This is a genomic window from Pantoea sp. alder81 (assembly GCF_020179835.1).
GTDB lineage: Bacteria > Pseudomonadota > Gammaproteobacteria > Enterobacterales > Enterobacteriaceae > Pantoea.
The window spans coordinates 479,244-493,173 of the sequence record NZ_JAIUDA010000003.1 but is presented as its reverse complement, the minus strand read 5'-3'; the positions used below and the strand labels follow the sequence as shown (position 1 = coordinate 493,173).

At 54.9% G+C, this 13,930-nt stretch carries 13 protein-coding genes; 9 read left to right on the top strand and 4 right to left on the bottom strand.

Annotation, left to right across the window (positions count from 1 at the left end; all coding sequences use genetic code 11):
• The first annotated feature begins 58 nt into the window (after nucleotides 1-58).
• From LBW88_RS11790 to LBW88_RS11780, 3 genes are all read left to right on the top strand, one after another.
• Nucleotides 59-493, top strand: a complete 435-nt coding sequence (locus tag LBW88_RS11790; protein ID WP_224932171.1) for a hypothetical protein — start codon at nucleotides 59-61, stop codon at nucleotides 491-493.
• A 152-nt stretch (nucleotides 494-645) separates the two neighbouring features.
• Nucleotides 646-1,995: an NCS2 family permease gene (locus tag LBW88_RS11785; RefSeq protein WP_224932173.1), complete on the top strand. Its 1,350-nt coding sequence runs from the start codon at nucleotides 646-648 to the stop codon at nucleotides 1,993-1,995.
• A gap of 139 nt (nucleotides 1,996-2,134) precedes the next feature.
• Nucleotides 2,135-3,784, top strand: coding sequence for a Na+/H+ antiporter (locus tag LBW88_RS11780; RefSeq protein ID WP_224932175.1), 1,650 nt, complete (start codon nucleotides 2,135-2,137; stop codon nucleotides 3,782-3,784).
• A gap of 144 nt (nucleotides 3,785-3,928) precedes the next feature.
• Here the strand turns inward: LBW88_RS11780 and LBW88_RS11775 are convergent, their stop codons facing one another.
• Nucleotides 3,929-4,831, bottom strand: a complete 903-nt coding sequence (locus tag LBW88_RS11775; RefSeq protein ID WP_224932176.1) for a LysR family transcriptional regulator — start codon at nucleotides 4,829-4,831, stop codon at nucleotides 3,929-3,931.
• 105 nt (nucleotides 4,832-4,936) lie between these two features.
• On the opposite strand from LBW88_RS11775, the gene LBW88_RS11770 reads away from it, so the two are divergent.
• From LBW88_RS11770 to LBW88_RS11760, 3 genes are all read left to right on the top strand, one after another.
• Nucleotides 4,937-5,362, top strand: a complete 426-nt coding sequence (locus LBW88_RS11770; RefSeq protein ID WP_224932178.1) for a CidA/LrgA family protein — start codon at nucleotides 4,937-4,939, stop codon at nucleotides 5,360-5,362.
• On the top strand, nucleotides 5,355-6,050 hold the full coding sequence (locus LBW88_RS11765) for an LrgB family protein (RefSeq protein ID WP_034826881.1): 696 nt from the start codon (nucleotides 5,355-5,357) through the stop codon (nucleotides 6,048-6,050). Before LBW88_RS11770 ends, LBW88_RS11765 begins: the two co-directional genes overlap by 8 nt.
• Before the next feature lie 119 nt (nucleotides 6,051-6,169).
• Complete coding sequence (locus tag LBW88_RS11760) at nucleotides 6,170-6,715, top strand: YfaZ family outer membrane protein (RefSeq protein WP_084936080.1); 546 nt, start codon at nucleotides 6,170-6,172, stop codon at nucleotides 6,713-6,715.
• 85 nt (nucleotides 6,716-6,800) lie between these two features.
• Here LBW88_RS11760 and LBW88_RS11755 read toward each other — a convergent pair whose 3' ends face one another.
• The 3 genes from LBW88_RS11755 to acs form a co-directional block, all read right to left on the bottom strand.
• A complete protein-coding gene (locus tag LBW88_RS11755) occupies nucleotides 6,801-8,453 on the bottom strand; it encodes a cation acetate symporter (protein WP_224932179.1) in 1,653 nt (550 codons plus the stop codon).
• Nucleotides 8,450-8,779: a DUF485 domain-containing protein gene (locus LBW88_RS11750; protein WP_224932180.1), complete on the bottom strand. Its 330-nt coding sequence runs from the start codon at nucleotides 8,777-8,779 to the stop codon at nucleotides 8,450-8,452. The genes LBW88_RS11755 and LBW88_RS11750 overlap by 4 nt, the downstream gene beginning before the upstream one ends.
• A gap of 297 nt (nucleotides 8,780-9,076) precedes the next feature.
• Complete coding sequence (gene acs, locus LBW88_RS11745; protein WP_224932181.1) at nucleotides 9,077-11,032, bottom strand: acetate--CoA ligase; 1,956 nt, start codon at nucleotides 11,030-11,032, stop codon at nucleotides 9,077-9,079.
• 581 nt (nucleotides 11,033-11,613) lie between these two features.
• Between acs and gltP the strand changes: the two genes are divergently transcribed.
• The 3 genes from gltP (at nucleotide 11,614) to LBW88_RS11730 (ending at nucleotide 13,830) form a co-directional block, all read left to right on the top strand.
• Complete coding sequence (gene gltP, locus LBW88_RS11740) at nucleotides 11,614-12,915, top strand: glutamate/aspartate:proton symporter GltP (protein ID WP_224932182.1); 1,302 nt, start codon at nucleotides 11,614-11,616, stop codon at nucleotides 12,913-12,915.
• A gap of 225 nt (nucleotides 12,916-13,140) precedes the next feature.
• Complete coding sequence (locus tag LBW88_RS11735) at nucleotides 13,141-13,317, top strand: type II toxin-antitoxin system HicA family toxin (protein ID WP_224932183.1); 177 nt, start codon at nucleotides 13,141-13,143, stop codon at nucleotides 13,315-13,317.
• A gap of 108 nt (nucleotides 13,318-13,425) precedes the next feature.
• A complete protein-coding gene (locus LBW88_RS11730) occupies nucleotides 13,426-13,830 on the top strand; it encodes a type II toxin-antitoxin system HicB family antitoxin (protein WP_224932184.1) in 405 nt (134 codons plus the stop codon).
• The last annotated feature ends 100 nt before the right edge of the window (nucleotides 13,831-13,930 follow it).

The following is a 13,930-nucleotide window of genomic DNA, read 5'->3' as shown; positions in this document are numbered from 1 at the left end:
TTGAGTTGGGTGCAATGCCCATCAAAGGCCCGCCCGATCGCAAAGGAATCACGCATCCATGCAGATCGGCCGCGCCGTCCATGGCGCGGACGCTTTGCTCTTCGGGAGGGCCTTTGCTGGGCCTCAAGTTGGTCATCGCTTCAAGTCGCAGCAACCTCATACCTTTGGCGCAGTTGGTGAGGAAAACTATGCGATAAATGGAACTGGCCGTGATTCTCAGGCACCCATGCCACGGACGCTTTGCTCGTCGGGCGAGCCTTTGCTGGGCCTCAAGTTGGTCATCGCTTTAAGTTGCAGCAACCTCATACCTTGTGTGCAGTTAGTGAGGGGAATTTATACGATGAATGGGAAAAATCGTGATTTTCCAGCCAGTTCCGCGCCCCAAAAAATCGCCCCGGACAGTGTAACCACATTGTTAACCCGCGCCAGTCTGCGCTTTATCCTGCCTGATAATCGATTAGTAGTTGAAAACCCCATAGCAAACGCCAGATAATCGTTTGCCTTTTCCCGTGTCTCCCTTTTACGACCTGGAATACGCGGCCACGTAAACGTTTGCCTCTTTTCTCTTTGAGAACCTTCACCAGGATGATGCGCAAACGCGGGCCGTGTGGCTCATTACATCTTAAAAAACGCAGAGGATTTACTATGTCTGGCGATTCACGCCCGGCCAGTGGAAAACTGGACGCCTGGTTCAACATCTCGGCACGCGGCAGCAGCGTGCGTCAGGAAATTTTAGCGGGGCTGACCACCTTTTTAGCCATGGTCTACTCCGTGATTGTGGTGCCTGGCATGCTGGGTAAAGCCGGCTTTTCGCCGACTGCCGTTTTTGTGGCAACCTGCCTGGTCGCCAGCTTCGGCTCGATCATCATGGGATTGTGGGCCAACCTGCCCATGGCGATTGGTTGTGCGATTTCACTGACTGCTTTCACCGCGTTTAGCCTGGTGCTCGGCCAGCACATTAGCGTGCCGGTTGCTCTTGGTGCTGTATTCCTGATGGGCTTGCTGTTCACGTTGATTTCGGTCACCGGGATTCGCGCATGGATTTTGCGTAACCTGCCGATGGGCGTGGCGCACGGCACGGGTGTGGGTATCGGTCTGTTCCTGCTGCTGATTGCGGCGGACGGCATTGGCCTGGTGGTGAAGAACCCGGCACCGGGCTTGCCGGTGGCACTCGGTCACTTCACCTCGTTCCCGGTGATCATGGCGCTGATTGGTCTGGCGGCGATTTTTGGCCTGGAAAAGCGTCGTGTGCCAGGCGGTATTTTGCTGACCATTGTGGCGATCTCAGTATTGGGACTGATTTTTGACCCGGCGGTGACTTATCAGGGGCTGTTTGCCATGCCGAGCCTGAAGGATGCCAACGGCCAATCGGCTATGTTCAGCCTGGATATCATGGGCGCGTTGCAGCCAGTGGTTTTACCAAGCGTGCTGGCGCTGGTAATGACTGCCGTGTTTGATGCGACCGGCACCATTCGTGCGGTGGCGGGCCAGGCGAATCTGCTGGATAAAGACGGTCAGATTATCAACGGTGGCCGCGCGCTGACCACTGATTCCGTCAGCAGCCTGTTCGCCGGTTTGGTCGGTGCTTCGCCTGCGGCGGTGTATATCGAATCGGCAGCCGGAACGGCAGCGGGCGGTAAAACCGGCCTGACGGCGATTGTTGTCGGTCTGCTGTTCCTGCTGATTCTGTTTATGTCTCCGCTGGCCTATCTGGTGCCGGCTTACGCGACGGCACCGGCATTGATGTACGTTGGCCTGCTGATGCTGAGCAACGTGGCGAAGATCGATTTCAATGATTTCGTCGATGCGATGTCGGGTTTGGTCACCGCCGTGTTCATCGTGCTGACCTGCAACATCGTCACCGGCATCATGCTCGGCTTCGGCTCGTTAGTGATTGGCCGCATCTTTGCGGGTGAATGGCGCAAGCTGAACGTGGGCACGGTGGTGATTGCTGTTGCGCTGGTGGCCTTCTATGCCGGTGGTTGGGCCATCTGACTTTTGAACGCGCTTAATTCCAGATAAGTCTCTTTCTGGTCCACGCCGCACGCAGGGTTGCCCCTTTGTGCGGCGTTTTGTTTTACACTTTCCAGCGCAACAACATCGCTTTAATGAAATTGATTCGCCTAAGGAAAGCATGGAAATCTTCTTTACTATTCTCATCATGACGCTGGTGGTGTCACTCTCCGGCGTGGCGGCGCGCATATTGCCGTTCCAAATTCCCCTGCCGTTGGTGCAAATCGCCGCCGGTGCCTTGTTAGCCGTGCCGAGCTTCGGCCTGCATGTCGATTTTGACCCCGAACTGTTCCTCGTGCTGTTCATTCCGCCCCTGCTGTTTGCCGATGGCTGGAAAACGCCGATTAACGAATTCCTGCACCACGGGCGCGAGATCATGGGCCTGGCGCTGGTTCTGGTGCTGATTACCGTGGTCGGGATCGGTTATCTGATTTACTGGCTGGTGCCGGGTATTCCGCTGATCCCAGCATTCGCACTGGCGGCGGTGCTATCTCCTACCGATGCCGTGGCGCTCTCCGGCATTGTCGGGGAAGGGCGTATCCCGAAAAAGATCATGTCGATTGTGCAGGGTGAAGCCCTGATGAACGACGCATCCGGCCTGGTATCACTGAAGTTTGCGGTCGCGGTGGCGATGGGCACCATGGTGTTTACCTGGGGCGGCGCCAGTGTGGAGTTCCTCAAAGTGGCGATCGGCGGTCTGGTCGCGGGTGTGGCGGTGTGCTGGCTATATGGCCGCTCGCTACGTCTGTTAAGCCGCTGGAGCGGTGACGATCCGGCAACGCAAACCGTGCTGCTGCTGCTGTTGCCTTTCGCCTCTTATCTGATTGCCGAACATCTGGGCGTGTCAGGCATCCTCGCGGCAGTCGCGGCGGGTATGACCATTACCCGTTCTGGCATCATCCGCCAGGCACCGCTGGCGATGCGTTTACGCGCAAACAGCGTGTGGCAGATGCTGGAGTTTGTGTTTAACGGCATGGTGTTCCTGATGCTGGGCCTGCAGTTGCCCGACATTCTTGAAACATCGGTACAGCAGGCGAATGCCGATCCGAACGTCGAGCTGTGGATGCTGTTTACCGATGTCGCCCTGGTGTATGGCGCATTGATGATTGTGCGCTTTGGCTGGCTGTGGATGATGCAACGGGCCAGCCTGCGTTTCCTGAAGAAGAAGCCGCTGGAGTTCTCTAACTACTCATTCCGTGAGTTGCTCATCGCTTCTTTTGCCGGTGTGCGTGGTGCAATTACGCTGGCTGGTGTGCTGTCGATTCCGCTGTTCCTCAGCAATGGCGAACCGTTCCCGGCGCGCTATGAGCTGGTGTTTATTGCCACCGGCGTGATTCTGTTCTCGCTGTTTGTCGGGGTGATTCTGCTGCCGATATTGTTACGCGGTATGGAAAGCACCGACAAATCGGGACATCGCCGTGAAATCCAGCATGCGCGTGCGGCAATGGCCAATGTGGCGATTGAGAGCCTGCACAAAATGGAGCAGCGACTGGAAAACGATGCAGAAGAGAATATCGATCCGGAGCTGTTGAAAGAGGTCAGTTTGCGCGTGATTGGCAATCTTCGTCGCCGCGTGGTGGGCAAAGATGAGGTGGATCAGGCGCTGTTTGCCGAAAACCTGGAGCGTCGTTTCCGCCTCAATGCGCTGCGTGCTGAGCGCGCCGAGGTTTACCATCTGCGCGCGACGCAGGAGATCTCTAACGAGACGATGCAGAAGCTGCTGCGCGATCTCGATCTGCTGGAAGCGTTGCTGATTGAGAAAGAGGAGTAAACCAGACGGCTTACTGGAGTGCGGGCCAGAGCACCTCTGCTGCTGCCGGGCCGTCCTCGCGCCGCTGACGCGGTGCCTTCGGCTTCCACGTCGTGCCCTTTTTAACAACCCGCACTGATGCGCGCCTGACAACATATAGCGCCGCTACACCGACAACCGTGGCGGCGCATCCGGCCAGTGCTCACGGCAGCAATCTATCCACGCCTGCGCACTGCGCGACAAATAGCTGCCTTCTCGCCAAATCAACCCCAGGCTCCACTGCAGTTCCGATTCCAGCGGCAGCCACAATAGCGATTGCTTATCCAGCCGCTGGCAAATCGGCTCCGGTAAAATCGCCAGCCCCATCTCAGCCTGCACCATCGCCGCCAGAAAATCCCACTGCGCGCTGCGCACTGCAATGTCCGGCGTGAGTCCCTGACGCTGAAACGCCTTCATCAGCTGGCGATTGAGTGAGAATTCCTCATTCAGGATCAGCAGTGGATGAGCCGCCAGCTCCTTCAGACCCAGGCTACTGCGATTGAGCCACTGCGCGTGACGTGGCAGCAGCACGCAAAGAGGATGACGCATCAGTTCTAGCGTATTGAGTGGCAATTCGGCATCGACCGGCAGCGCAGTGAGGGCGATATCCAGTCCGCCACTCAGCACCGCCTGCTGCACGGTTAAGCCGCCGGACTCGACAATCTTTAATTGCACGCCCGGGTAGCGACGGCGAAACGCGGAGATCGAACCAGCGATCTGCATCCCGACCATCGGTGGGATGCCCAGCCGCAGTTCACCGGTTTTCAATTCATTGATATCACCGATCTGCGCTTCCAGCTGATGAAACTCCTGCAGAATCGCCAACCCTCGCTGATACACCGCCTGGCCGCTGTCGGTCAGATGCAGTTTTCGTCCCTCGCGCAGCAGCAGCGTACAGCCGAGTTCATCCTCCAACTGGCGCAGCATCTTGCTGATGGTCGGTTGCGTGACATACAACTTCTCGGCAGCGCGGGTAAAGCTTTGCTGGCGCACCACTTCGGTGAAATAGCGCAGGGCGCGGACATCCATAAAGCATTCCTTTTTGGCATAGTTTGAATGATTTTAATTCATTTCTTTCACGGTTTGCTCGGGATTTATACTGAAGCCCACATCCAATACCGGGGAGAGAAGAAAATGGCGTTGGCCTTAAGTCCGCGCAGAACGGATATCCTGCAACGTGTGTTCGTACCGTTGCAGCTGGTGCTGTATATCGGCCTGTTTATGGCCAGCGACAAACTGGTGAGTTGGCTGCATCTGCCGTTGCCCGCCAATGTGGTGGGGATGGTCGTGCTGTTGCTACTGATCATGACGCGCGTGGTGCCACTGCGTTGGGTGAAAGCCGGTGCCAACTGGCTGCTGGCAGAAATGCTGCTGTTCTTTATTCCAGCGGTGGTCGCCGTGGTCAACTACAGCGATCTGCTGCGCAGCGAGGGCTGGCGCATCTGCGTGGTGATTGCGGTGAGTACCTTATTAGTGCTGGCGGCCACCTCGCTGGTGGTGGATCGTCTGTACCGCTTCGAACTGGCGCGTGCGGCGCGTAAGCAGGCGCATCATGGCTGATTTCATCATTAGCCTGCTGTGTCTGGCGCTGACGCTGCTGGTCTATTACGTCAACAAACGTCTCTATCGCCGCAAACAGACATTGCTGCTGATGCCGCTGGTGATGACGCCGGTGGTGCTGGTGGCGCTACTACTGCTGACGCACGTCAGCTGGAAAGATTACATCGCCGAGAGCCACTGGCTGATCTGGCTGCTGGGCCCGGCAACGCTGGCGTTTGCGGTGCCGGTGTATGAGAACCTTGAGATCATCAAGCGTCACTGGCTATCGCTGAGTGTCGGCGTGTTAACCGCCACGCTGGTGGCGGTGTGCAGTTCCGTATGGCTGGCGCGACTGCTGATGTTGCCGGAAACCATTCAACGCAGCCTCGCGGTACGTTCAATTACCACACCGTTTGCCCTCGCAGCCGCATTACCAATTGGCGGCCAGCCGGATTTGGTGGCGCTGTTTGTGGTGATCACCGGGGTGTTTGGCATGGCAGTTGGCGACGTGCTGTTTCTGCGTATTGCGATCAAACAGGGCGTGGCAAAGGGGGCTGGTTTTGGCGCTGCATCGCACGGTGCAGGCACGGCTCGCGCTTATCAATTGGGACAGCAAGAGGGTGTGGTATCGAGCCTGGTGATGATGCTGTCGGGCGTGGTGACGGTGATTCTGGCTCCGCTGTTGAGCCACCTGCTGTGGGCGGCTTAATCGGCCGGTTTGCGTACTGTCATCGATTTTTACGTAAAGCTTTCCAAATAAAGTTGTCTCCTGCTCTCAGGCTGTTACCCTTTGCGCCGACTTATTTGTCCTTCATGGAGTGGAATCATATGTTTAAGCAACTTGTTACTGGAAGCGTATTGGGTCTGGCACTGCTGAGCAGCGGCGCACAGGCGATTGAGGGCAGTGTTGACGTGGGTGAGCATAGCACCAACCTGAACCTTGGCCTCGGCACAACTTCTCCTGGCCTGTTCCTGAAAGGCAACTGGCTGCGCAGCGATCACGATGGCAGCACCTACGGTTTAGGTGCGGGTTATAATATCGATCTGGGCGATTTCCGTCTGGCGCCAACCGCCAAAGCACTGTTCACCCATCCTGAAGATGGTCGTGATGGCTTCACCGTTGCCGTCGGTGCCGGTGCACAGTACAACTTCAACAGCATGTGGGGCCTGTACGGCGAATACTACTATGCGCCTGAAGCGTTCTCCGATCGTCTGGACAGCTACAAAGAAGCGTCAGGTGGTCTGAGCTTCACCCCGATCTCACTGCTGAACCTGCGTGTGGGTTACCAGTACATTGAGCTGAACAACAAAGGTGACCGCAAAGACAACGTACTGGTCGATGGCCCGTATGTGGGCGCATCACTGCGTTTCTAATGGTTGAAGCCGGCGCACTTCAAGGTGCACCGGTTTAATCTGCGCACATTCTAAATGCCGCCATTCATGGCGGCATTTTTTATTCCTAATGCGCTTTGCCCTGCGAAATCCCGACGCCAGTTTGTGAACGAATAAACTGACCACGGAATTTAGCCCGCTCTTCAGCACCCTGTCTGGAGTGATCGGTAATCGAGAACAGCCAGGTGCCGATAAACGCCGCCGCCATTGAGAACAGTGCCGGATACTCATACGGATAGACCGGTTTGGCGTGCCCTAAAACCTGCACCCAAATAGTCGGCCCGAGAATCATCAGTACCACCGCCGTAATCAGCCCCAGCCAACCGCCAATCATCGCGCCGCGCGTGGTCAGTTTTGACCAGTACATTGAGAGCAAAATAATCGGGAAGTTACAGCTGGCCGCAATCGAGAACGCCAGCCCAACCATAAAGGCGATGTTCTGTTTCTCAAACGCGATGCCAAGCACAATCGCCACCACGCCGAGGATCAGTACGGTAATTTTCGACACCCGCAGCTCATCACGCTCAGTTGCCTGGCCTTTGCGGATCACGCTGGCGTACAGATCATGAGAAACCGCAGAAGCCCCGGCCAGCGTCAATCCTGCAACCACCGCCAGAATGGTGGCGAAGGCCACCGCCGAGATAAAGCCGAGGAACAGACTGCCGCCGACCGCATTCGCCAGATGCACCGCCGCCATGTTGGTGCCGCCAATCAGCACGCCCGAAGCATCCTTGAAGGCCGGATTCGCGCCGACCAGCAGAATAGCGCCAAAGCCTATGATAAAGGTCAGGAAGTAGAAGTAGCCCATAAAGCCAGTGGCCCAGAACACGCTCTTACGCGCTTCACGCGCATCCGCTACGGTAAAGAAGCGCATCAGGATATGCGGTAAGCCCGCGGTACCGAACATCAGTCCTAAGCCGAGCGACAGCGCCGATATCGGATCTTTCACCAGCCCGCCCGGTTGCATAATCGCCGCGCCTTTCGGGTGGACCGCCATCGCTTCGGTAAACAGCGTATTGAAGCTAAAGCCAGTGGTTTTCATCACCATAATCGCCATGAAACTGGCACCGAACAGCAGCAGTACGGCTTTGATGATCTGTACCCATGTGGTGGCCAGCATGCCGCCGAACAGCACATACATCACCATCAAGATACCTACCAGCACTACGGCGATATGATAATCAAGACCAAACAGCAGTTGGATCAGTTTGCCTGCACCCACCATCTGCGCAATCAAATACAGCGCCACCACCACCAGTGAGCCACAGGCCGACAGGGTACGAATCGGTTTCTGCTGCAGGCGATAAGACGCCACATCGGCGAAGGTGTAACGCCCGAGATTACGTAAGCGTTCGGCAATCAAGAACAGAATCATCGGCCAGCCCACCAGGAAGCCGAGCGAGTAGATCAGCCCGTCATAGCCTGAGGTATAAACCAGCGCCGAAATACCGAGGAACGATGCCGCAGACATAAAGTCACCGGCCATCGCCAGACCGTTCTGGAAGCCGGTAATATTGCCGCCAGCCGTGTAGTAATCACTACGTGAACGGGTGCGTTTGGAGGCCCAGTAGGTGATGCCGAGCGTCGCCGCCACAAACACCACGAACATGATGATGGCTTCATAATTGGTGGCCTGTTTTTGCACCGCGCCGGTAATGGCGTCGGCGGCAAACACGCTGGCAGGCACCACCGCTAACAAAGCGGAGAACAGGCGCTTCATGATTTCACCTCGCTCAGAATCTGTTTGGTCAGGCGATCGAACTCGCCATTAGCACGCCAGACATAGATGCCGGTGAGCAGGAAAGACACCACAATTAAGCCAACGCCGATGGGTATCCCGCGCGTGACGTTAGTGCCTTCATGCAGCGGTGTACCGAGCCAGCCAGGGGCGAAGGCGATCAGCAAAATAAAGCCGACGTACAACACCAGCATGATGATACTGAGCAACAGCGCAAAGGCCTGGCGCTTGTGCACCAGTTCCTGAAAACGCGGGTTACTCTCGATTTGTTGCCAGACTGCTTCCTGTTGATTTAGGGCTTCGTTCATCACAGTTTCTCCAGAGGAAAGGCAGGCAGATATCTCACGATTAAATGATATAAATGACTGAATATTCTAATTATATATACCCTTCATACTTCAAGTTGCAGGTGCGTTGGCAGCGTATGCTCATCCCAGTCACCTACTTCAGTAAGCTCCTGGAATTCTCATTCTTGCCGCCTTCCTGCAACTCGAATTATTTTGGGTATAGGTTATGCGATGGTGAAAAGCGTACGGCGTAAGGTAGGGATGACGGAGAGTAGCCTGCCGAGGACAGGCTGACACTCTCCGTCGCGTCGATGCCGGTTACGGCATGGTGATGGACTGCTTTTCCTCCAGCAATTTCTCAACCACGCCCGGATCGGCCAGGGTTGAGGTATCGCCGAGATTACTGGTATCGCCCGCCGCGATTTTGCGCAGAATACGACGCATAATCTTGCCAGAGCGGGTTTTCGGCAGCGAGTCGGTCCAGTGCAGCACATCCGGCGTGGCAATCGGGCCGATCTCTTTACGCACCCAGTTACGCACTTCGGTATACAACTCTGGCGACGGCTCTTCGCCGTGATTCAACGTAATATAAGCATAGATCGCCTGGCCTTTAATGCTGTGAGGAATACCCACAACCGCCGCTTCCGCAATCTTCGGATGTGACACCAGCGCCGATTCGATCTCTGCGGTGCCGAGACGATGGCCGGAAACGTTCAGCACGTCATCGACGCGGCCAGTGATCCAGTAGTAACCATCTTCATCACGGCGTGCGCCGTCACCGCTGAAATAGCGGTTTTTGAAGGTGGAGAAGTAGGTTTGCTCGAAGCGGTCGTGATCGCCGAACAGCGTACGCGCCTGTCCCGGCCATGAATCGTTGATCACCAGGTTGCCTTCTGTCGCCCCTTCCAGCGCGTTACCTTCGTTATCCACCAGCGCGGGCTGCACGCCAAAGAACGGCTTAGTAGCCGAGCCAGCTTTCAGCTCAATCGCGCCTGGCAGCGGAGTAATCATGAAGCCACCGGTTTCAGTCTGCCACCAGGTATCAACAATCGGGCAGCGGCTGTCGCCAATCTTCTTGTAATACCACTCCCAGGCTTCCGGGTTGATCGGCTCGCCGACGGAACCCATGATGCGCAGGCTGCTGCGATGCGTACCTTCAATCGCTTTATCACCTTCGGCCATCAGGGCACGAATCGCGGTCGGCGCGGTATAAAGCAGGGTCACCTTGTGTTTATCGACCACTTCAGCCATGCGACTCGGCTTCGGCCAGTTCGGCACGCCTTCAAACATCAGAGTGGTTGCGCCACAGGCCAGCGGGCCGTAAATCAGATAGCTGTGACCGGTGATCCAGCCCACATCGGCGGTGCACCAGTAGACATCATCTGGATGATAATCAAACACATATTTGAAGGTGCTGGCGGCATACACCAGATAACCACCGGTGGTGTGCAGCACGCCTTTCGGTTTGCCGGTGGAACCGGAGGTATAAAGGATAAACAGCGGATGTTCGGCTTCTAACGCCACCGGTTCGTGCTGATCGCTGGCTTTCGCCACCAGCTCGTGCCACCACAGATCGCGGCCTTCTCGCCAGCCGGTATCTTTACCGGTGCGCTTGAACACCACCACGTTTTTCACGCTGGTGACGCTTGGGTTATTCAGTGCATCGTCGACGTTTTTCTTCAGCGGGATGCTGCGTCCGGCGCGCACCCCTTCATCGGCGGTGATCACCAGCTTGGCGTTGGAATCCACCACGCGACCGGCCACCGCTTCCGGCGAGAAGCCACCAAAGATTACCGAGTGCACCGCACCGATACGCGCACAGGCCAACATCGCCACGGCCGCTTCTGGCACCATCGGCATATAGATGGCGACCACATCGCCTTTCTTCACGCCGAGGCTCAACAGCACATTGGCAAAGCGACACACGTCGCCGTGCAGTTCACGGAACGTAATGGTTTTGCTTTCGCTGGCGTCATCGCCTTCCCAGATAATCGCCGGGTGATCGCCACGCGTCTGCAAATGGCGGTCAAGGCAGTTGGCGGCGAGATTCAGCGCACCGTCTTCATACCAGCGAATCGAAATATTGCCCGGGGCAAAGGAGGTGTTTTTCACCTTGCTGTAAGGCTTGATCCAGTCGAGGATTTTACCTTGTTCACCCCAAAAGGCGTCGGGATCGTCAACCGATTGTTGATACAGCGCCGCATACTGATCGGCATTAATCAGGGCATTCGCTGCGACGGCAGCGGGTACAGGATGCTTATGTATTTGGCTCATGGCTGACCTCCTTGAAGATGTTAATCATATGTCAATCAAAGGTTAATTGAAGAGCACGACCGGGCTTTGTTTCTATTTTGCAGTCTGGATCACGACCTTTTGTATGCCTGAAAAGCGCCCGAATTCATACTGTTCATCACCGAAAGAAATGAGACCCAATCTGTTGCTTTAGCCGAAATCAGACCTTGCTGCTGGTTAAATAATCAGCAAACGCGCCGGGGTGTTTTTTGCCCAAATTTGAATAGCTATGCGGAAAATTATCGAATTAACACTTTTCATAACAGCGAGTTATGACTAAAAGTAAATGTCAGCATTTTATGCTACTCAGCTGCGCAGGATTTGCGCTAACCCCCCAGGGCTTGCAATTACCGTAGTGAAAATGGTACTTATCTCGGCCCTGTTCAGCAGGTATCCACTCAGGCTGCATCATCGCGCAAGCGCAAAATGCTTACGCAGCAGTATCTGATGCAGCCCACTATAACCCTCTATTTTATCGGGCTTTTGCTCACTTCCCTGTGCGTCATGTCTTCTGCACCTTCGCAGAGGAGCAAAGGGGTTTTTACTGAGGAAAGTAACGCGTTATGAAAGGTTTTAAACTCACCCTTGCCTGGCAAATTTTGATTGCCTTGATTCTCGGCGTTATCGCCGGAACCGTGCTGCATAATCAGCCAGACGATCGTGAATGGTTAATCACTAACCTTCTCACGCCTGCAGGCGACATCTTTATTCATCTGATCAAGATGATTGTGGTGCCGATTGTGATTTCATCTCTGATTGTCGGCATTGCTGGCGTCGGCGATGCGAAAAAGCTCGGACGTATTGGTGTCAAAACCATCGTCTATTTTGAAGTGATCACCACCATTGCCATTGTGGTCGGCATTACGCTGGCCAACGTATTCCAGCCAGGTAGCGGCATTGATATGTCTACGCTGGTAACGGTGGACATCTCTAAATACGAAGCCACAACCCAGGCGGTGCAAGGTGCTCCTCACGGCCTGGTCACCACCATTCTGTCGCTCATCCCGCAGAACATCTTCGCCTCACTGGTGAAGGGCGATATGCTGCCGATTATCTTCTTCTCGGTACTGTTTGGTATGGGCTTGTCCGCACTGCCTTCAGAGCATCGCGATCCGCTGGTGACCGTATTCCGTTCGATTTCCGAAACCATGTTTAAAGTGACGCACATGATCATGCGTTATGCGCCGGTTGGCGTGTTTGCGCTGATCGCCGTCACCATTGCCAACTTTGGTTTTGCCTCGCTCTATCCGCTGGCGAAGCTGGTATTGCTGGTTTACGTGGCGATTCTGTTCTTTGCTTTCGTGGTGCTGGGAACGGTCGCACGCATCTGTAAATTGCGTATTACTACGCTGATGCGCATCCTGAAAGATGAGCTGATTCTGGCGTATTCCACTTCCAGTTCCGAAACCGTGCTGCCACGTATCATGCAGAAGATGGAAGCCTACGGTGCGCCGAAAGCCATCACCAGCTTCGTGGTGCCGACCGGCTATTCGTTCAACCTCGATGGTTCAACGCTGTACCAGAGCATCGCGGCGATCTTTATCGCGCAGCTATATGGCATCGATCTGTCGCTGACCGATGAAATTATTCTGGTACTGACGTTAATGGTGACCTCGAAAGGGATTGCTGGCGTACCGGGCGTCTCATTCGTGGTGCTGCTGGCAACACTGGGCAGCGTGGGTATTCCACTGGAAGGCCTGGCGTTTATCGCCGGTGTGGACCGCATCATGGACATGGCGCGTACCGCTCTGAACGTGATCGGTAATGCGCTGGCGGTGCTGGTAATTGCACGCTGGGAAAACCAGTTCGACACCAAACAGGCCGAAGCCTACGAGCTGCAACTGCGCACGCAAAACGCCAGTTAAGGCCATTGGCCGTAACGAAATCACGACTTCAGTTGCGTAATGCACCTTGATTCGTCGCTAACGAAACCCGCCATCCGGCGGGTTTTTTTTATATCAATTCAAGACGTGTCCTGGATGTTTGGCCGCCGGAATTGTGATTAATTTCATACCCACCATAACCACTAATGACTTTGTTTTGTGGTTATGGTGGGTATATTATTAGCGCTAAGATAACCGGAGGTTTGATTGAGCAGCAGGGAGCTGATCAGGATGTTGCTGGAGCGCGGTTGGGTTTTAGACCGAGTAAAAGGCAGCCACCATGTGTTTGTGAGAGCAGATAAGCCGTATCACATCTCACTTCCTCATCCTGAAAAAGACCTGGCAATTGGAACATTACGTAAGTTAATCAAGTTAATGGACTAAATGTATACGGGGGCAATGCCCCCGATTTGGAAAAAATTAGCAATGTCAGTTGCAGCAGACATTGCAATGAATTCCTACCTGAATATTTCTTTTTAGTGAGGACTGAACATGAGATTCCCCGTTTATCTGCATAAGACAGAGGACAATAGCTGGTCAGGTTTTGTGCCAGATGTGGAGGGATGTTTTTTTGCAGGCAAAAGCGTAGATGATGCGCTGCGCGATGCATTTAACGCGATTGATGTACACGTAGAATCTTTAGCGGATGCCGGCAAAGCCATCCCTAAAGCGGCAGATATTGAGACTCACATTCAAGATGAGGCGTGCCAGGGAGGCTACTGGGCTTTCGTGGAGATCGATCTGAGTCGCTTCGAAGGCAAAGCGGTAAAGCTCAATATTACCTTGCCGCAAAACCTACTCAGCAAAATTGATAGCTATGTCGAGTCTCATCGTGAGTATGGTTCACGCAGCGGTTTTCTGGCGGAGTTAGCGCGCAGAGAATTAGCGAACGCGTAACGGCCATCACTCAACTTCTACCCGCCATCCGGCGGGTTTTTTTATGCCTGCCTCTGCAAAAAGTACAAAAACTTGATGGCCGAACAGGAATTAACAATTC